Raw genomic sequence first — 18,105 nt, 5'->3', positions numbered from 1 at the left:
AATTATTGCCACAGTCAGGCGGGGCATTATGCCACCATGCAATGGGTTATACCCCACCAAAAACTGTGGTCATCCAGGATAGCGTTCAGCAACGGAAAATTGCGAAGCGCTTCATTGCAGCTGGTTTTTCAGGACGGATAAAACCAGTGCATCAGACGTTCAACAACCTGCTGGGGGGCCAGCGAGGAGGTATAAAACGTACGATGATGCGTGGCGTCGATTGCGTTGCCGTAGTCGCAGTTTTTCAGAATCTCCCTGAGTTTCCCCTGCGTATTTACCTTGCCAAACTGGCGCCGGTCAGCGTTTTCCACCCGATTTAACAGGTGCGTATCGTCACTACAGAGCTGCACGAAAAATGGCGTAATACCATGTTCCGTACAGACTCTTTTGATTTCCTCAATGTACCAGTTGTCGCTGTTTCCTTCGTAACAGAAGGTGGTGATGAGTTCGCGGGCGCTTTCTTCAAACAGCCGTGTTATGGCATCAAGCCTGAGCTGACAGGCGAAGCGTCTGATGGTGCTGAATTCACTGTCAGGTGCCAGTAGTTCCATCGCTAAGTCATACGTCATGTGATTATGGAAGAGAATGGCTTCCATTTTCTTCATCAGTAAACGACTGACGGTAAGTTTACCTACCGCTGGCGGGCCGTAGATAAAAATTAGCTTCCTCATTGCGCTGTACTCGTCGTGCTGGAGTCATACCAGGTGATATTGAGTGCATTGCGTGTTTTAACGGAAATGCCGGTTAATGGCACCACTTCGTGCCAGGTTTCATCATATCCGTTACGGATGATGACGCTGGCGTTGCCCATGACTGGCAGTACAGAATGGCATACCTCGGCATGATTTACCGGGTTGAGGATCCGAAATGCTCCTCCCCAGCTTTCGTCCCAGTCAATGTTAAAGTAGATGATCAGTCGAAAGCCCTGCTTTAAAGAAGAATCAACATGCGGGCGATAGTGCGTGTCTCTGCCACCCCGAAATGCCACGGCTTCCATTTTATATTCGGAAAGATCGGCTTCACAAAACGCGGACATCGCAAGCGTAAATTCATCAGAAACCAGTTCGGAGCACATTTCCTGCCAGGCCGTTGACAGCGTGGTCGTCTCGCCTGCTTTACCGGAAGCTAAGGGAATAATGGTGCGGCGATAATAGTAGCCCCCGTTACGCTCACGATAGTTAAACCCGTCAGTCGGAAATTCGTCAGCAAGAATGGCAGCGACAGTATCGTTACGCCATATTTGCGTCAGCTCTCCCCAGGGAAAAGGTGTTTTATGCCGTTTGCCGTCGACGATACGCTCAAGATCAAAATAACTGGACATATTTTCATTCCCTGTTGGCAAAGTTGGGTTAATTAACGTCTGTTACAGGTTTCTCAGGGCTGTCGCCATCCGCCGGGTGAGTTCCTCAATTTCCTGGGCAGAAATGGTAAATGCTGGTGCCAGTTTCAAATGAGGGCCTGCTGTGCCCACGATAACACCCTGCTGGCGGATGGCCGACTGCGCACGGCTGCTGAATGCGGGGGACGCAAAGGTTATCGACAGCATCAGCCCTTTTCCTTGCAGGCTGATCAGCCCTTCTGTTTCGGGAAACTGCTGTCTGGCGAGGGCCAGGAACTGCTTTCCTTTAGTCATTACGTCATCGTAAAGATGATGATTATCGAGATAATCAAGGACGAACATCCCCGCGCGGCACCCTAACAGGTTGCCGGATTGTGTGTGTCCATGGCGAAAAAACGGAAAAGGCTGTCCCCTGAAACTGTCTGCGATGGTTTCGGTGGCAAGCACGGCGGTAACTGGAACCCCACCGCCCAGACACTTACTGAAAATGATGATGTCAGGATATACGCCTTGTGAGATTGATTCACAGAACGACCCCGTCCGACCAATGCCACAATAAACCTCATCACAGATCAGGGGAATATCGTGCCTTTTGGTGAGCCGTGAGAGCTGTTGCAGAAAACCTTCGGGCAACTGTCTGGTACCCTCCATCGCCATAACCGGCTCAATAATCACGGCGGCGATGGTTGACTCCTGCTCTTCCAGTAGCGTTTCCCAGCTTTTAATGTCTTCGGAATGCTCCGGGGCAGGCATGGTTATCGTGTTGCTGGCGAGTAAAGACGGTAAAATGCCATCGTTAATAAAAGGGCGTCTTGTCGCCATCATTGCACCCAGCGTACAACCGTGATAAGCACCGTCGATCGCAACAATTCGCGTTCGGGCGGGGTGTGAAGCATTGACCTGATATTGCCATGCCATCTTCAGTGCGCTTTCCACGCCCTCGCTGCCGCTACCAACAATAAATGTTTTACGCAGACCGCTTTTGCTTAACCGGGAGACGAGTTTTTCCGCCATTTCACCGGGAAGCTGCGTGTTTGAATAGATGTTGCAGGCGTGGACCAGCGTGGATAACTGTTGTTGTAATGCAGCAATGAATTCAGGATGAGAGTGTCCGAGACAATGGTTATAGCACCCGGAAATCGCGTCGAAATAGCGCCTGCCCTGTTTATCATACAGATATACGCCTTCGCCACGCTGGATAACGGGTCGCTGATCCTGTCCGGTAAGGGCGGTGTACGGCGGCCAGTATGAATCAGAGGTTGCATTCATATTTTGTTCCTTCCAGCCTGGTTCTGATCTCGTCAGGGTTACTGATGACGGAGTTAATCGGTTGCGTCTCTTTTTTTCCTGTGCCGGCACAAAGCCTTAAATCAGCAACGCCAAGAAATGAGAGCAGGCGACTGGCAGCACTGTCTGGAGATGAAATGACATCTTCGTAATCAACAGTGAGAATATCGTGATGTTGAAACGCCTGATAAAACCTGATCTGGTTTTCCCTGTTTTTATCAATAAAATCGGTTAACTCATCGACGGAAACCTCTATTTTTTCTCTGTCCTTTGGTCGGTTATCATCCCGGCCCACGTACCAGATGCGATCGCGCAGGCTTTTTTTCAGGGAGACAAATTGCTGTAAACGACTTCTTCTTTCCAGGAGGATAAGCTTCAGATTCGGAATAGCCTGTAATGCAGGCCAGATCGGCGTGTTGTCCCAATCAGTGTCCAGGTCGCGAAATAACACAAAGCCGACGGCTTCAACATATTCGAAATAGTGTCTGAACAGGTGGCGATCCAGGATGGTCTTTACAGAGATGTCTTTAACATTATAAGGCAGCAGGTGTTGACCAAACCGGTTGAATGCTTCGCCATGCATTTCAATATTTGGATGAGAGCCAAGCAGGGTGCGCAGAAAGTGGGTGCCCGCTCTCGGCGTCGAGACAATCGCAAATTTCTGATAGCGGGTTTGTGCCGACAGAATGTCTGCACTCAGACTACCACCAACCCATTTGTATTTTTCGGCAAGGGATATTTTCTCGCAAAATAGCCTGTAGCAGGAAGGCGCTTCATGCTGAAGATCTTTTAGCCGATCCTGAACTTCATCACCACGTATTCCCTGTTTGCTCCAGTTCACGCCGCCCAGTCGGAATTCATCAACGAATGCCACCAACATCGACAGTGTATCCTTGCCGATCGCGTTGGTGGCTAAATCACCCTGTATTTGTCGCTGAAGTTGATCCGCTGGGCACTTTAACCAACGATCCCAACATGCCGCCAAAGCGGTTTCACTGATTGAACAATTATTCATTCGCTCTCCTTAATTACGCGACCAACACAGGCGCGTGGGTAAACAAACCACGTAGCAGCGTTCTGGGATTCTCAGGATCATCAACATAGGACTGACGTCCATGTGAGATTTTATCGTTGCGAAAAATCAAAGCCTGCCCTTTGTTGAGTGGAAATTCGAGATAATAGCGGCTGTTTTCAGAAGCCAGTCGTGAAAGATATTCCACGGCTTCTACAACCCGGGGATTAATCCTGCGTGAATAATCCCAGTCCGCAGTGGGATCCAGCGTAAATCCACCAATAAACCCACCGTTTTTATCGGGACGAAATACCGGGCCAATATGAGAATATTGTTTGCCAGAATGCGTGACGGTTGAACGGCGCCGGAAAATGTTTTCTTCAAGCAGGATCTCCGCCAAGTCAGGGTGCTTAGTCTGGAGCTGCTGAAATGCGGATGTGCTGTCAAACAAAATGGTTCTACCGCCCTGGCTTGCGTGCTGTTTACAAAGAAGAACCGATGTTTTAATACTTCCTATTGGAATATAAGAACCATCGGTATGAAGAGACAGAGGTGAGGTGCTGTTAAAAACCGCATGTATGCCGTTTAAAAGCCCACCAATCTGATTAATCCCGGAATGCTGCACTCCCTCCTTGTGTTCCAGACGATTAAAATCTGACTGGTAAATATGCCCTAATGAATACAGTGATGATATTTTGTAGAAATCGGATTCGTCATAATTCCATTCGCTGGTAACGATTGCAAATTGATGTTTTTCAAGGTGATAAATTACTGATTTTTTATTTTCACAATCAATAATTTGTGGGGACCATCCGTCAAAGCAACTTTTCATCGCTGTTATTCCTTTCATTAGCGTGACCGGATGGATCGGTAAAAAAGCATCGTCACACTTTACATAATATGCGTTTTATTCATTGTCAAAGAATACCCACAATGCGTCTGGTGAGTAGTATAAAACTAAAGGAAATAGTGATTAGCAGAGCAATAAATGGAAATTATATGGCGCTCATTCCTCCGTCAATAGCAAGAATCTGGCCTGTGATGTATTTGCTGGCATCGGAGGAAAAAAGGAGCGCGGCACCTTTTAAATCGTCATTATCACCGATACGCTTCAGGGGGGATTTTTGCGATAAAAAATCCACACCATGCCGGTTCAACAAATTACGCGTCATTGCGGAAGCAAAAAAACCGGGGGCAAGGGCATTGACGGTGATATTAAATTCTCCCCACTCACCGGCTAAAGCCCGGGTAAAATTTACCACAGCGCCTTTACTGGTGCTGTAGGCGATGCCTTCCAGCCAGCCTGGCAGATTACCTTGTAAACCAGCCACAGAAGCGACATTGATAATTTTGCCATAGTTACGGGGGATCATGGTGCGCTTACCGATTATTTGCGTGAGTAAAAACAGGCTACGAATATTCAAATCCATTACATGATCCCAGTCTTCAATGGCGTGATCTTCAGCAGGTGCACCAAGCGCAATACCGGCATTGTTAACGAGAATATCTATTTTCCCCGTTTTGGCTATGGCCTCATTTGCAAGATATTCCACGTCGCGATCTTGCATATTGTCAGCGGAAATCCAGTCAGCACTAATTCCCAACGAAGAAAGGTGTGACTGTGCTGTTTGTAATTCATCGTGGTGGCGTGCGGAAATAATAACATGAGCACCTTGTGCACCAAGCGCTTCGGAAATTTGTAGCCCCAGCCCACGCGATCCCCCGGTAATGAGCGCTGTTTTACCTGACAGGTCAAAGAAGTGTGGTGTATTCATATCTATCCTTTTATATCGTGTTTTATAAACAGGAATTTATTGTGGATAATTTGATGTGAAACATAAACATTATTACTAAAACAGGTCAAGTTAAAGAAGATTTTTTTTCTCATAATTCTAGCAGGAAAGGTACTCAAGTCATGCTTTGAAAAGTTAATCTGCCTGCCTGATTTACAGGTTATTCAAACCATAACGACCCGCAGTGACATTAAAAAACATAAAGTATTTCTCGCTAGGAATTTTCTGAATTTTAAATTTTTGCTTACGTTACAGTTTGGGGTTAACCAGGAAAATAAATATTGACAAGACAGATGATCTGAACATTTTTCCAGTAAAAATATGATTTATAAATCTTTATAAGGTAATCCAGAATGACAGTGACATGATTTTTTTGATGCAGCAGGGTTAAGTACAATTATGTGCCTGAATACCGTTTTGATTGTACTGTTAAAGCAAAATTTTTCAGGAGAGGGCTGAAAAAACCGTTAAAATTATCTCTTCCTTGTGCAGCGCGATCATATAGTGGCGAGACAACCGTGAAAGGTACTCCGGGAAAATAACCTCGATTTTTCGGCACATGCCGCAATAATTTTTCTCTCTTTTTCTTATTACCATGATTCTCTGTAAACCACCATACAAAACTGTCGTTATGCATTTGAGCTTCTTTATTAAATATCACATGCTAAAAGCCATGCAAAAGATAAACGGATTTACCTTAATGGAACTGCTGGTCGTCATGGTCATTGCCAGCACACTTACCCTGACGGCCATTGATGGTTGGCAGCAGTGGCAGCATCGTCAGAGGCTGAATACCAGTGCCAGACAGCTTCAGCATTTCCTGCTGCGACTGCGTAATGAAGCAAACTGGCACAATCAGCGGGCACTCCTGTGGCAACAGCATGGTGAAGTGTGGTGCGTGGGAAGCGGGCCTTTTCCCTCTGCGTGTTCGGTGCAACGACGGGTGTTTGTTGCGCCGTGGCCGGAAGTCAGGCTGATAAGGCTGACGGAAGGAATGGGATTTTATGGCCGTCGCAATGTAGCGAAACCGGGAAGGATCGTCATTGCCAGTGAGGCAGGAGAGCGTCATATCATCGTCTCGTCACGTGCCAGAGTACGTATATGCGAGGCATCGTGCCTGTGAAAGCGACAGGGTTCAGTCTGCTGGAGATGCTGATCGCGCTGGCAATTAGCAGCCTGTTGCTCACCGGTGCCGCCAGATTTTTGCCGCAATTGCAGAAAGCAAATCTGCGTACGTTGATGATGTTACAACTGAATGAGGAGCTGTACCTGATGATGGCAACGCTGGAAAAAGCGGTGCGCCGGGCGGGCTATTGTCGGGGAGCATGTGAAGGGCCAGGGCTGATTATGACGCAGCATCCCCAGACCTGTCTGCTGGTGCGCTGGGATGAAAACAGTAATGGCACGTGGGAAGGCGTGGAAAACCAGGACAGCGACTATTACGGCTATCGCCTGCGGGACGGCAACCTGGAAGCCCAGCGCGGCGTGGCGAGTTGCAGCGCTGGCGGTTGGGAAAAACTCAACGATCCTGCGACGATGACGGTCACGGCGTTTCAGGTAACGCGTACAGGTGCAAAAATTCGTCTGAAACTAAGCGGTATCGCTCTGGCCTTCCCTCAGTCACCGGTCACGCTTGAGAGCTGGCTGACAGCGAAAAATTTATGATCCACAGGCAACAGGGAAATGGGGCAATGATTATGGTCATTACCGTGCTTTTGATGTCAGCCGCATTGCTGAACGCCACCCGGCGGCAAATGGAAGATGCGCTGAGTCTGCTGGTTGGTGAACAGGCTTATTATCAACAGTCCAGCCAGGCAATATCAGCGTTGAACTGGGGGGAACAGCAGCCGTGGTCTGAACAAACGGGCTGGCAGTGTAAAACCCTGAATGCAACAGGCTGGCGTGCCTGCCTGTTGCAACGCAGGCAGTCTCCGTCTTTGCTCCGTGCAGACAGTGGTAACGGCACCATCGCATTCTGGCAATGGATGACACGAAGCACCGCTGGCTATCTGAAAAAGGTGCCCCATGGCTGGCTGGATTTTTGTCCACTTACCGACGAAAAGTTGTGTCAGCCGGATGAATAGCCAACGTGGTTTCAGCCTGCCAGAAACGCTGGTGGCACTGCTACTGTTTACGCTCAGCTTTACGGCATTACTGAATTATCAGCTGATGCTGGCTCAAGGCGCTCAGCAGCAGATACAGCAAAGAGAAGCCTGGCGGCAAGCCTGGTTGCGATTTGAAGGTTATCAGGCACCGGACTGGCGGACGTCACTGGAAAAGGAAAACGTGCAGGGGTGTCTTATGTGGACCGCCAGTGCTATCAGCAGTGGCGGCAGGCGAGCGGTGCTGTCGCAATTACATTGCGATGGGGCAGAGAAATAATCTGCCTGAGTCTGACTCTGTGGAGGGTGTTGTGATCGCTTAAACCTGAGGGGGTTATATATGTATTTATCTGATATAAAACCTTTTTTATCCGATGATAAACCAACCGCTGTGATTAATCACCGCGATGGTTGCGGTTAGTCAGACCGCGCATATCGTGGTAAGCGGCCTTGTCGGACGATAGTTTTTAAACGATGCCGATAAAATGCAAAACCGACGATCTGAATCTTCAGCGAGGATTGCTGGAATATCAACCTCAGCAACCAAAGGCAATGCCGTTACATTTGCAATGAATGCCGGACGGGGTAGAGTGTCCGCCCGGAGTCCGTCCCCAGTGATACAGGAGCAAAGATGTTTACCGTTTACCACTCAAATCAGCTGGACTTGCTGAAATCGCTGGCGGCCTGGCAGATAGAGCATCAGCCACTGCGTGATCCGTTCCAGCCGGAAGTGGTACTGGTGCAAAGTCCGGGGATGGCGCAGTGGCTGCAAATTGCGCTGGCAGAGCAATTTGGTGTCGCTGCCAATATTACCTTCCCGCTCCCCGCCTCCTTTATCTGGGATATGTTTGTGCGTGTTCTGCCTGATATTCCCGGCGAAAGCGCGTTTAATAAGCCTGCCATGAGCTGGAAACTGATGGCGATCCTGCCCCAGATGCTGGGGCAGGATGAATTTGCCATGCTACGACACTATCTGGCGGATGATAAAGACCAGCGCAAGCTGTTCCAGCTGGCTTCCCGCGTGGCCGATCTGTTCGATCAGTATCTGGTGTATCGTCCTGAGTGGCTCAACAGCTGGGAAAACGGACAGACGCTGGCGGAATTGGGAGAAGCACAGCAGTGGCAGGCTCCTTTGTGGGCGGCGCTGGTGGCGTACACGCATCAACTTGGCCAGCCGGAATGGCATCGTGCCAATCTCTATTCGCGTTTTATTGCCGCGCTGGAAAACAGCCAGCGCCGGCCTGCTAACCTGCCGGATCGCGTTTTTATCTGCGGGATTTCGGCACTGCCACCAATCTATATGCAGGCGTTACAGGCGTTGGGTAAGCATATTGATATTCACCTGTTGTTCACCAATCCGTGCCGTCATTATTGGGGAGACATCCAGGATTATGCTTTTCTGGCGAAGCTGCAAAGCCGCCGACGCCAGCATTACAGCACGCAGGGTGAAAGTACGCTGTTTCGCCAGACGGATGCATCAACGCTGTTTAATGAGTCCGGTGAGCAACAGCTGAGCAACCCGCTGCTGGCCTCCTGGGGCAAACTGGGACGCGATAATCTGTACCTGCTGGCACAGATGGAGTGCCGGGAGATCGATGCTTTTGTTGATATTGAACCGCAGAATCTGTTGAAAACCCTGCAACGCGATCTGTTGGAGATGGAGGATCATGCGGCGATGGGGCTGAAGCCGGATGAGTGGGAAACCAGCCGTAATAAACGGTTGTTGGATCCCGCCGACCGTTCCGTCAGCATTCATCTGTGCCACAGTCCACAGCGCGAAGTGGAAGTCCTCCAGGATGCTCTGCTGGAAATGATGGCGAACGATCCTGCACTTTCGCCACGCGAGATCATCGTAATGGTGGCGGATATCGACACCTGGGCCCCGTTTATTCAGGCGGTGTTTGGTAATGCTCCCCCGGAACGCTATCTGCCTTTCGCCATTTCTGACCGGCGTGCCAGCCACGCCCATCCTGCGTTGCAGGCTTTTATCTCCCTGCTGAATCTGCCAGACAGCCGTTTTACCTCAGAAGAGGTACTGGCACTGCTGGAAGTTCCCGCCGTTGCTGGCCGTTTCAATATTGATGAAGAGGGGCTGCGACGGCTGCGACAATGGGTGGAGGAAGCTGGTATTCGTTGGGGGTTGGACGATGACACGGTAAGGGAGATGGATCTGCCCGCCACCGGGCAACACACCTGGCAGTTTGGTCTGTCGCGAATGCTGCTGGGTTATGCAATGAACAGCCAGGCGGGCGTGTGGCAGGGCATTTTGCCCTATGACGAATCAAGCGGGTTGATTGCCGCGTTGGCGGGTGATCTGGCGGCGTTGCTGATGCGGCTGCGGCACTGGCGTCGGCGACTTACGGAGCCGCGCTCGTTGGAGAGCTGGTTACCGCTGTGCCGTGAGTTACTCGATGATTTTTTTGTGCGTGATGTGGAGACCGAATCGGCGCTGGCGCTGATTGAAGAACAGTGGCAGCAGGTCATCAGCTATGGTGTCCAGGCACAGTATCAACAGGCGATCCCGCTGTCACTGCTGCGTGATGAGCTGACGTCACGTCTGGATCAGCAACGCATCAGCCAGCGCTTTCTTGCTGGGCCCGTGAACTTCTGTACGCTGATGCCGATGCGTTCGATTCCTTTCAGGGTGGTTTGCCTGCTGGGGATGAACGACGGCGTATATCCGCGCACGCTGCCGCCGTTGGGATTTGACCTGATGAGCCAGCAGCCGAGAAAAGGTGACCGCAGCCGCCGTGATGACGACCGTTATCTGTTTCTGGAAGCGCTGAATTCAGCACAGCAGCAGCTGTATATCAGTTACATCGGTCGCAGCATTCAGGATAATTCAGAACGGTTTCCCTCTGTGCTGGTCAGTGAGCTGATCGGCTACATCAGTCAGAGCTTCTGCTTGCCGGAACACCAGGACCTTGATGTGGACGCCAGCGCGGCAGCACTGGAGCAGCATCTCCAGCACCTGCACAGCAGAATGCCGTTTGCCGCAGAAAATTTTACCCCACAGGGGGAATATCAAAGCTTCGCGTCAGAATGGTTGCCTGCAGCAAACGGAAGTGGTGTTGCACATCCCGCGTTTATGCAGCCGCTTCCGGCTCTGGAAATCAACGAGCTGAATTTCGGGCAGCTGGTGCAATTCTGGCGTCACCCGGTGCGGGCTTTTTTCAGCCAGCGCTTAGGGGTAAGTTTCCTGATGTCGCCTTCTGAACTACCGGAGACCGAACCTTTCACGCTGGATAACCTGAGTCGCTATCAGATCAACAGCCAGCTGCTGAATTCGCTTATTGATGCACAGCCTGCCGGAGCGCTTTATGAAAGGCAACGGGCCGCAGGAACCCTACCTACAGGCGTCTTCGGTGAGCTGTTCTGGCAGACGCAGCTGGCGGAGATGGAAGCCCTGGCCGGGCAGGTGAGGGAGCTACGTAAAGCCTCTGACAGTATTGAAATCAATCTTCAGACGGATGGTTTGCAACTTAGTGGCTGGCTCCCTGCCGTGCAGGAGGATGGGCTGCTGCGCTGGCGGCCGGGGCAACTGAACTTTACTGACGGACTGACGCTGTGGCTGGAACATCTGGTTTATTGTCTGTCTGGCGGAACGGGCCACAGCAGGATGCTGGGGCGTAAAGACAGCCGGTGGTGCTTTCCTCCTGTGTCGGCAGAGCTGGCCAGTGACTGGCTGGAACGCTATGTCGCAGGCTATCGCAAGGGAATGTGTACACCGCTGTTGTTACTGCCCCGTTCAGGCGGTGCCTGGCTGGAGACCTGTTTTGATAAAAAAACGCAGACGCTTTCCGAAGATGACAGTACCCTGGCGAAAGCGCGTATTAAGTTGTTACAGGCCTGGCAGGGAAATATCCAGATGGAGGGAGAGGGGAGCGATCCCTGCCTGGCCAGGCTTTTCCGTACCCTGAATGAACCTGCGATTGAAGCAATAACTGACAACGCCAGGACCTGGCTGTTGCCGCTGTTACAGATCAATGACATTAAGTCGGACATCCTGTAGTGTCACTTTATAACTAATTTATTGTGTTTCCGTTCATTTTTCCTCCACGGCTGAAAAATGAATTCTCCAGGGTAAACATCAGTCGCCCGCGGTTTGCGGGCCTGACAAAAAATGAGATTGTCGAGGAGTCTGAATGCGTCGTTTTGCAGTCTGGTTTACCACTCTGTTCCTTTTTGCCACATTCTGGAGTCCTCTGATTCAGGCCCAGCCGGGTTGGCAACCGATCCCTGACACTGTCCGTAAAAGTAAGCAGGATCCGCGTGAGTATCAGGCCATTCGGCTCGACAATGGTATGACGGTACTGCTGGTTTCAGATCCCCTCGCCACCAGGTCACTTTCTGCACTGGCCATTCCGGTTGGATCGCTGGAAAACCCGCGTAATCAGCAGGGGCTGGCACACTATCTGGAACATATGCTGTTGATGGGGTCCAAACGCTACCCGGAACCGGATAACCTCGCGGAATTCCTGAAAAAGCACGGCGGCAGTCATAATGCCAGTACCGCGTCTTATCGCACGGCATTCTATCTTGAAGTGGAAAATGACGCGCTGGAACCTGCCGTTGATCGGCTTGCGGATGCCATCGCAGAACCTCTGCTGGACCCGGTAAATGCCGATCGGGAGCGCCATGCTGTAAATGCCGAGCTGACAATGGCACGCTCCCGTGACGGCTTACGTATGGGGCAGGTTGGTGCAGAAACGCTCAACCCGCAGCATCCCGGCTCATTGTTCTCCGGTGGGAATCTGGAAACGCTGAAGGATAAACCAGACAGTAATCTGCACGACGCGCTGAAGGCGTTCTATCACCGCTACTACTCAGCCAACCTGATGAAAGCAGTTATTTACAGCAATAAGCCGCTGGAAGAGCTGCAAAGGGTTGCCGTCAGTACCTTTGGTCGTGTGGAAAACCGCAACGCCACCGTGCCTGAAATCACCGTCCCGGCAGTCACCAGCAAACAAACAGGCATCATCATTCATTACGTGCCGGCACAGCCGCGTAAGCAGCTGAGAATTGAATTCCGTATTGGAAACAACAGCGCTCAGTTCCGCAGCAAAACCGATACGCTGATTGCTTATCTGATTGGTAACCGCAGCAAAAATACCCTGTCAGACTGGCTGCAAAGCAACGGACTGGCGGATTCCATTAATGCCGGTGCCGATCCGATGGTTGATCGTAATGGTGGGATCTTCTCCATTTCAGTCTCGCTGACTGAAAAAGGGCTGGCCGATCGTGATACGGTTATCGCGGCGATATTCAGCTATCTGAACATGTTACGTTCCGGGGGAATCGATAAGCGCTATTTTGACGAAATGGCACACGTACTGGATCTGGATTTTCGTTATCCGTCGATCACCCGTGATATGGATTACATTCAATGGCTGGTGGACACTATGCTACGTGTGCCGGTGGCTAATACGCTGGATGCCGGTTACGTTGCGGACAGGTTCGATCCTCAGGCAATAAGGTCGAGACTTGACGCAATGACCCCGCAAAATGCAAGGATTTGGTTTATCAGCCCCCATGAGCCGCATAACAAAATGGCTTATTTCGTCAATGCGCCGTATCAGGTTGATACCGTTACTCCGCAGCGCTTTGCCGACTGGCAGGCGGCCAGCGAGAAAATCTCGCTTTCTTTGCCGGTGCTGAATCCGTGGATCCCGGATGACTTCACATTGGTTGCCCCACAGCGCAAATACGATCACCCCGAAGAGCTGGTTAACCAACCTGGCCTGCGGGTGTTTTATATGCCGAGCCAGTTTTATGCTGATGATCCGAAAGCCAATATTACCCTTTACCTGCGCAATAAAGAGGCGATGAGTACGGCAAAGCATCAGGTGCTGTTCAGCCTTAATGATTATCTTGCCGGGCTGGCGCTGGATGAGTTGAGCTCGCAGGCATCGGTTGGCGGGATCGGCTTTTCCACCAGTCAGAACGACGGCGCTTCTTTTAACGTTAGCGGTTATACCCAACATCTGTCTGAGCTGATGAAGGCGCTACTGAAAGGCTATGCCAGCTATGTGCCCACTCAGCAGCAGTTGGATCAGGCCAAATCCTGGTATCTGGATCAGCTGGATTCGGCGGAAAAGGGCAAAGCATTTGAACTGGCGATCCAGCCGGCACAGGTCCTGCCGCAGCTGCCTTACACGCAACGCGCCGAGCGCCGTCGGCTGGTGAGCGGCATCACCCTGCAGGAGCTGAATGCTTACCGCCAGATGCTGTTGCAAAAATCCACCCCGGAACTGATGGTGGTGGGCAACATGACTAAAGAGAGCAGCAAAGCGCTGGCCAGTGATATTAAAACGCAGTTGAACTGCCAGGGGGAAAGCTGGTGGCGCAGCGATTACCTTGATGTTGATAAGAAAACCTTTGCCAATTTACAAAAGGTGGGAAGCAGCACCGACTCAGCGTTGGCCGCGCTTTATGTGCCTTTGGGCTATGACGAATATACCGGTATCGCCAGTAGCGCGATGCTCAGCCAGATCGTACAGCCGTGGTTCTATAATCAACTGCGTACGCAGGAACAGCTGGGCTACGCGGTGTTCGCTTTTCAGATGTCGGTTGGTCGTCAGTGGGGACTGGCTTTCCTGCTGCAAAGCAATGTAAAACAACCTGCTTATCTGTTACGCCGTTTTGAGACCTTCTATCCCGCGGCTGAAAAGCGCCTGCGTGCCATAAGCAAAGAGGATTTTGCTCAGTATCAGGCAGCGATGATCAACGAGCTGAAACAGCGTCCGCAAACGTTGGATGAAGAGGCCGGACGTTTCGGCAAAGACTTCGGCCGGGAGAATTACCGCTTTGATACGCGTGCCAAAGTGATTGCACAGATTGAGGCGCTGACACCTGAGAAACTGGCAACGTTCTTCCATGACGCGGTGATTGCGCCAAAAGGGCTGGTGCTGCTGTCGCAGATCTCCGGTAGCCAGCATGACAAAGCAGAATATGCTGAGCCGAAAGGGTTTACCACCTGGCAGGATGTGTCCAGCCTGCAGCAGTCTTTCCCGGTGAAAAGCGATAAACCATGACGCAATCGGCCAGCCGTCTTGACCCTCTGACGCTTCCGCTACGTGGCGAAAGGCTTATTGAAGCGTCGGCAGGAACAGGAAAGACCTTTACTATCGGTCTGCTCTATCTGCGGCTGCTACTGGGTTTAGGCGGCGAGGCGGCATTTCCCCGACCGCTGACGGTGGAGGAGATCCTGGTGGTGACCTTCACCGAGGCGGCCACGGCAGAATTGCGTGGCCGCATTCGCCAGAATATTCATCAGTTACGTATAGCCTGTGTGCGTGGTCATACCACCGACAGTATGCTGGCCAGGGTGATGCAGGATATTGACGATTTACCCCGCGCGGCGGCACAGCTGCTGGCGGCGGAAAGGCAGATGGATGATGCGGGGATCTTTACCATACACGGTTTCTGCCAGCGTATGCTCAACCACAACGCCTTTGAATCAGGGATCCTGTTTGAACAGCAGTTGATTGAAGATGAGTTTCCGCTACGGCAGCTGGCGGCAGCGGATTTCTGGCGACGCTATTGCTATCCGTTGCCGTTGGCGGTTGCCAGAGTGATGGTGCAGATGTGGTCCGGGCCGGAACAGCTGTTGACCACGCTCTCTCCCTGGCTCAATGGTGAAGCGCCAGCGCTGAAATATCCCCCTGATTTACAGGAAAGCTTTATCCAGCGGCATGAAAAAATTATTGCCCGTATTGACCAGATGAAAGCCCGCTGGCTGGCGGCGGAGGATCTGCACTTTTTGCTCACACAGTCAGGCGTGGACAAGCGCAGTTATAGCAGTAAGCACTTACCTGTATGGCTGGAAAAACTGACCCACTGGGCGCAAAGCGACACGGAAGATTACCGCGTTCCGCAGGAGCTTGAGCGCTTTGGCCAGCGCATGCTGCTGGAGAAGACCAAAAAAGGGGAGCCACCACGGCACACTTTATTTGAGCAGATCGATGATTTTCTGGCTGAACCGTTGTCGCTGCGGGATCTGGTTATTGCCAGGGCGCTGAGTGAAATTCGTCTTGCCACGCAGAAAGAGAAGCAGCGCTCGGCGCGGCTGGGCTTCGACGATTTGTTGGGCAGGCTGGACAGCGCCTTGCAACAACCCGGCGGAGACATGCTGGCCGGTACCATTCGCCATCGTTATCCGGTGGCACTGATTGATGAGTTTCAGGATACCGATCCGCAGCAGTACCGTATCTTTCGCACGCTGTATGCCCGGCAGCCTGATCATGCGTTGCTGCTAATTGGTGATCCAAAGCAGGCAATTTATGCCTTTCGCGGTGCTGATATTTTCACCTACATACGGGCGCGTAATGAAGTTAGCGCTCACTACACGCTGGAGACCAACTGGCGTTCTTCTCCGGCGATGGTTGGCAGTGTCAATCAGCTGTTTAACCGCCAGCCATGTCCTTTTCTGTTCAGCGAAATTCCGTTTATTGCCGCCCAGCCGGCGGCGTCCAATGCAGCATTACGTTTTATGCTACAGGGAAAAGAGCAGCCCGCTCTGCACTTCTGGTTACAGCCTGGCGATGGCGTGGGGGTAAGCGATTACCAACAGTTTATGGCGCGGCAGTGTGCGGCGAATATCAGCGAATGGCTTACCGCCGGGCAAAAAGGCGAAGCGCTGACAGGCCGTGGCGACCATCTTCGCCCTGTGCAGGCTTCTGACATCACCATTCTGGTTCGTAGCCGTAAAGAGGCCTCGTTGATGCGTGAGGCGCTGAACAACCTGCGTATCCCTTCGGTTTATCTCTCTAATCGTGACAGTGTGTTCTCCACGCCGGAAGCCCGCGAAATGCTGTGGCTGTTGCAGGGAGTGCTGGCTCCCGACCAGGAAAGCATTTTACGTAATGCGCTGGCGACCAGCATTTTTGGTCTGGATGCGCTGGCGTTGGAAATTCTCAGCCAGGATGAGCGGCAATGGGATGCCCTGGTGGATGAATTTGACGGTTATCGCCAGCGCTGGCTGAAACGCGGCGTGCTGCCGATGCTACGTGAGGTGATGGTCCGACGGCAGATAGCCGAAAATCTGCTGGCGTCTGAGAATGGTGAACGCCGCCTGACGGATTTGCTGCATCTGGGAGAACTGCTACAGGAAGCCTCAGCGGCGCTGGACAGTGAACATGCGCTGGTGCGCTGGCTGGCACAGCAAGTGGCACAGCCAGACGGTAAGGTTGCCAGCCAGCAGCTTCGTCTGGAGAGCGACCGCCATCTGGTGCAGATTGTGACCATCCACAAATCCAAGGGGTTGCAGTACCCACTGGTCTGGCTGCCGTTTGTTGCCAGCTTCCGCGAGGCGGGCCAGGGCATTTATCATGATCGGCACAGTTTTCAGGCGCTACTTGATTTGCATGATGATGCAGAAAGCCTCGAAATGGCAGAGCAGGAGCGGCTGGCGGAAGATTTGCGCCTGCTGTACGTCGCGTTGACCCGTGCGGTATGGCACTGTAGCGTCGGCATTGCACCGCTGGTGAAGGGAAACAGGAAGAAAGAGGGCATCAGCGATCTGCATCGCAGCGCACTGGGTTATCTTGTACAGCAGGGAGAACCGGCTGATGCTGCCGGATTGCGAGAAACGTTACTGTCGCTGAGCAATGATGCACTGGCGGTCACTGTCGCCACCCAGCCGGGTGGCCAGATATGGCAATCGGCCCAGCCGCAATTGCCCATCCTCAGTAGTCGGCAGATAACCCGTAACCTGCATGACGAATGGCGGGTGACCAGCTACTCAGGGTTACAGCAACAGGGCCACGTATCCACCGTTGAGCTGTTGCCGCGTCTTGATCTGGATGCAGCCGGCGAGGCGCAGGGCCAGTATGATCAACAGCTGACGCCACATAATTTTCCACGGGGAGCGACACCAGGAACATTTCTTCATGCCCTGTTTGAACATATCGACTTCACCCAGCCGGTTGATCGGCAGTGGCTGAGCGAGCAGCTGCTCTCCGGGGGATATGATATCGCCTGGCTGCCGGCGATGGTTGACTGGGTTGAACAGGTGGTGCGGACGCCACTGAATGACAGCGGCGTCAGCCTGCATCAACTGTCGCCAGCCTGCTGTCAGGTTGAACTGCAATTTTTTCTTCCCATTCAGTGCCAGCTCAGTGCTGAGCGACTTGATCTTCTCAGTCGGCATTATGATCCGCTGTCCGCCGGATGTCCGCCGCTTAACTTCCGGCAGGTACAGGGTATGCTGAAGGGCTTTATCGATCTGGTTTTCTGCTGGCAGGGGAAGTATTACCTGCTGGACTATAAATCAAACTGGCTGGGAGCCTCGGCCGCAGATTATACCCCTGAGGCAATGGCACGGGCGATGCGCGCCCATCGTTACGATTTGCAGTACCAGCTCTATACGCTGGCGCTGCATCGTTATTTACGCCACCGGCTGTCGGACTACGATTATCAGCAGCACTTTGGTGGGGTGATCTACCTTTTTTTGCGCGGTGTGGAAGGGAAAAACAGTGAAAATGGTGTCTGGTACACCCGGCCTGATGTTGGCTTTATTGCCTCTCTGGACGCGTTGTTTCGCGGCAGAAAAGAGGACAAGCTGTGAACCGG

At 52.1% G+C, this 18,105-nt stretch carries 14 protein-coding genes; 7 read left to right on the top strand and 7 right to left on the bottom strand.

Annotated elements, in window-relative coordinates; translation table 11 throughout:
* Positions 1–128: 128 nt before the first annotated feature.
* The 7 genes from EB241_RS02570 to EB241_RS02540 all read right to left on the bottom strand — a co-directional run bounded on the left by EB241_RS02570 (position 129) and on the right by EB241_RS02540 (position 6,068).
* Positions 129–671 carry a DEAD/DEAH box helicase family protein gene (locus EB241_RS02570; RefSeq protein ID WP_124231634.1) on the bottom strand — a complete coding sequence of 181 codons (543 nt, stop codon included), beginning with the start codon at positions 669–671 and terminating at the stop codon, positions 129–131.
* On the bottom strand, positions 668–1,321 hold the full coding sequence (locus tag EB241_RS02565) for a 2OG-Fe(II) oxygenase (protein WP_124231633.1): 654 nt from the start codon (positions 1,319–1,321) through the stop codon (positions 668–670). Before EB241_RS02565 ends, EB241_RS02570 begins: the two co-directional genes overlap by 4 nt.
* A gap of 42 nt (positions 1,322–1,363) precedes the next feature.
* Positions 1,364–2,608 carry an aminotransferase family protein gene (locus EB241_RS02560; RefSeq protein ID WP_124231632.1) on the bottom strand — a complete coding sequence of 415 codons (1,245 nt, stop codon included), beginning with the start codon at positions 2,606–2,608 and terminating at the stop codon, positions 1,364–1,366.
* Positions 2,592–3,641 (bottom strand): sulfotransferase family protein, encoded by a 1,050-nt coding sequence (locus EB241_RS02555; protein WP_124231631.1) that lies wholly within the window; start codon positions 3,639–3,641, stop codon positions 2,592–2,594. The genes EB241_RS02560 and EB241_RS02555 overlap by 17 nt, the downstream gene beginning before the upstream one ends.
* A gap of 13 nt (positions 3,642–3,654) precedes the next feature.
* Positions 3,655–4,488: a TauD/TfdA family dioxygenase gene (locus EB241_RS02550; protein ID WP_233592517.1), complete on the bottom strand. Its 834-nt coding sequence runs from the start codon at positions 4,486–4,488 to the stop codon at positions 3,655–3,657.
* A gap of 145 nt (positions 4,489–4,633) precedes the next feature.
* Positions 4,634–5,413 carry an SDR family oxidoreductase gene (locus tag EB241_RS02545; protein ID WP_124231630.1) on the bottom strand — a complete coding sequence of 260 codons (780 nt, stop codon included), beginning with the start codon at positions 5,411–5,413 and terminating at the stop codon, positions 4,634–4,636.
* 415 nt (positions 5,414–5,828) lie between these two features.
* On the bottom strand, positions 5,829–6,068 hold the full coding sequence (locus EB241_RS02540) for a hypothetical protein (RefSeq protein ID WP_124231629.1): 240 nt from the start codon (positions 6,066–6,068) through the stop codon (positions 5,829–5,831).
* Between EB241_RS02540 and EB241_RS02535 the strand changes: the two genes are divergently transcribed.
* From EB241_RS02535 to recB, 7 genes are all read left to right on the top strand, one after another.
* Complete coding sequence (locus EB241_RS02535; RefSeq protein WP_324128841.1) at positions 6,063–6,554, top strand: prepilin-type N-terminal cleavage/methylation domain-containing protein; 492 nt, start codon at positions 6,063–6,065, stop codon at positions 6,552–6,554. The two genes, EB241_RS02540 and EB241_RS02535, sit on opposite strands and share 6 nt — an antisense overlap.
* On the top strand, positions 6,545–7,096 hold the full coding sequence (locus EB241_RS02530; protein WP_124231681.1) for a prepilin peptidase-dependent protein: 552 nt from the start codon (positions 6,545–6,547) through the stop codon (positions 7,094–7,096). The genes EB241_RS02535 and EB241_RS02530 overlap by 10 nt, the downstream gene beginning before the upstream one ends.
* Positions 7,093–7,515 (top strand): DUF2509 family protein, encoded by a 423-nt coding sequence (locus tag EB241_RS02525; protein ID WP_233592515.1) that lies wholly within the window; start codon positions 7,093–7,095, stop codon positions 7,513–7,515. Before EB241_RS02530 ends, EB241_RS02525 begins: the two co-directional genes overlap by 4 nt.
* On the top strand, positions 7,508–7,813 hold the full coding sequence (locus EB241_RS02520) for a prepilin-type N-terminal cleavage/methylation domain-containing protein (RefSeq protein ID WP_124231679.1): 306 nt from the start codon (positions 7,508–7,510) through the stop codon (positions 7,811–7,813). Before EB241_RS02525 ends, EB241_RS02520 begins: the two co-directional genes overlap by 8 nt.
* A 351-nt stretch (positions 7,814–8,164) precedes the next feature.
* Positions 8,165–11,545: an exodeoxyribonuclease V subunit gamma gene (recC, locus tag EB241_RS02515; protein WP_124231627.1), complete on the top strand. Its 3,381-nt coding sequence runs from the start codon at positions 8,165–8,167 to the stop codon at positions 11,543–11,545.
* A gap of 133 nt (positions 11,546–11,678) precedes the next feature.
* Positions 11,679–14,567 carry a pitrilysin gene (gene ptrA / locus EB241_RS02510; RefSeq protein WP_124231626.1) on the top strand — a complete coding sequence of 963 codons (2,889 nt, stop codon included), beginning with the start codon at positions 11,679–11,681 and terminating at the stop codon, positions 14,565–14,567.
* Positions 14,564–18,100, top strand: a complete 3,537-nt coding sequence (gene recB / locus EB241_RS02505; protein ID WP_124231625.1) for an exodeoxyribonuclease V subunit beta — start codon at positions 14,564–14,566, stop codon at positions 18,098–18,100. The genes ptrA and recB overlap by 4 nt, the downstream gene beginning before the upstream one ends.
* Positions 18,101–18,105: the final 5 nt, after the last annotated feature.

It is taken from the genome of Erwinia psidii, assembly GCF_003846135.1.
Lineage (GTDB): Bacteria > Pseudomonadota > Gammaproteobacteria > Enterobacterales > Enterobacteriaceae > Erwinia > Erwinia psidii.
This window is presented reverse-complemented; position numbering and strand designations above follow the sequence as displayed.

What these genes read in the sequence shown, in the direction of transcription:
- EB241_RS02570 (WP_124231634.1), bottom strand. Translation starts at nt 671, where the DNA reads ATGAGGAAGCTAATTTTTATCTACGGCCCGCCAGCGGTAGGTAAACTT.
- EB241_RS02565 (WP_124231633.1), bottom strand. Translation starts at nt 1,321, where the DNA reads ATGTCCAGTTATTTTGATCTTGAGCGTATCGTCGACGGCAAACGGCAT.
- EB241_RS02560 (WP_124231632.1), bottom strand. Translation starts at nt 2,608, where the DNA reads ATGAATGCAACCTCTGATTCATACTGGCCGCCGTACACCGCCCTTACC.
- EB241_RS02555 (WP_124231631.1), bottom strand. Translation starts at nt 3,641, where the DNA reads ATGAATAATTGTTCAATCAGTGAAACCGCTTTGGCGGCATGTTGGGAT.
- EB241_RS02550 (WP_233592517.1), bottom strand. Translation starts at nt 4,488, where the DNA reads ATGAAAGGAATAACAGCGATGAAAAGTTGCTTTGACGGATGGTCCCCA.
- EB241_RS02545 (WP_124231630.1), bottom strand. Translation starts at nt 5,413, where the DNA reads ATGAATACACCACACTTCTTTGACCTGTCAGGTAAAACAGCGCTCATT.
- EB241_RS02535 (WP_324128841.1), top strand. Translation starts at nt 6,063, where the DNA reads ATGCATTTGAGCTTCTTTATTAAATATCACATGCTAAAAGCCATGCAA.
- EB241_RS02540 (WP_124231629.1), bottom strand. Translation starts at nt 6,068, where the DNA reads ATGCATAACGACAGTTTTGTATGGTGGTTTACAGAGAATCATGGTAAT.
- EB241_RS02525 (WP_233592515.1), top strand. Translation starts at nt 7,093, where the DNA reads ATGATCCACAGGCAACAGGGAAATGGGGCAATGATTATGGTCATTACC.
- EB241_RS02520 (WP_124231679.1), top strand. Translation starts at nt 7,508, where the DNA reads ATGAATAGCCAACGTGGTTTCAGCCTGCCAGAAACGCTGGTGGCACTG.
- recC (WP_124231627.1), top strand. Translation starts at nt 8,165, where the DNA reads ATGTTTACCGTTTACCACTCAAATCAGCTGGACTTGCTGAAATCGCTG.
- ptrA (WP_124231626.1), top strand. Translation starts at nt 11,679, where the DNA reads ATGCGTCGTTTTGCAGTCTGGTTTACCACTCTGTTCCTTTTTGCCACA.
- recB (WP_124231625.1), top strand. Translation starts at nt 14,564, where the DNA reads ATGACGCAATCGGCCAGCCGTCTTGACCCTCTGACGCTTCCGCTACGT.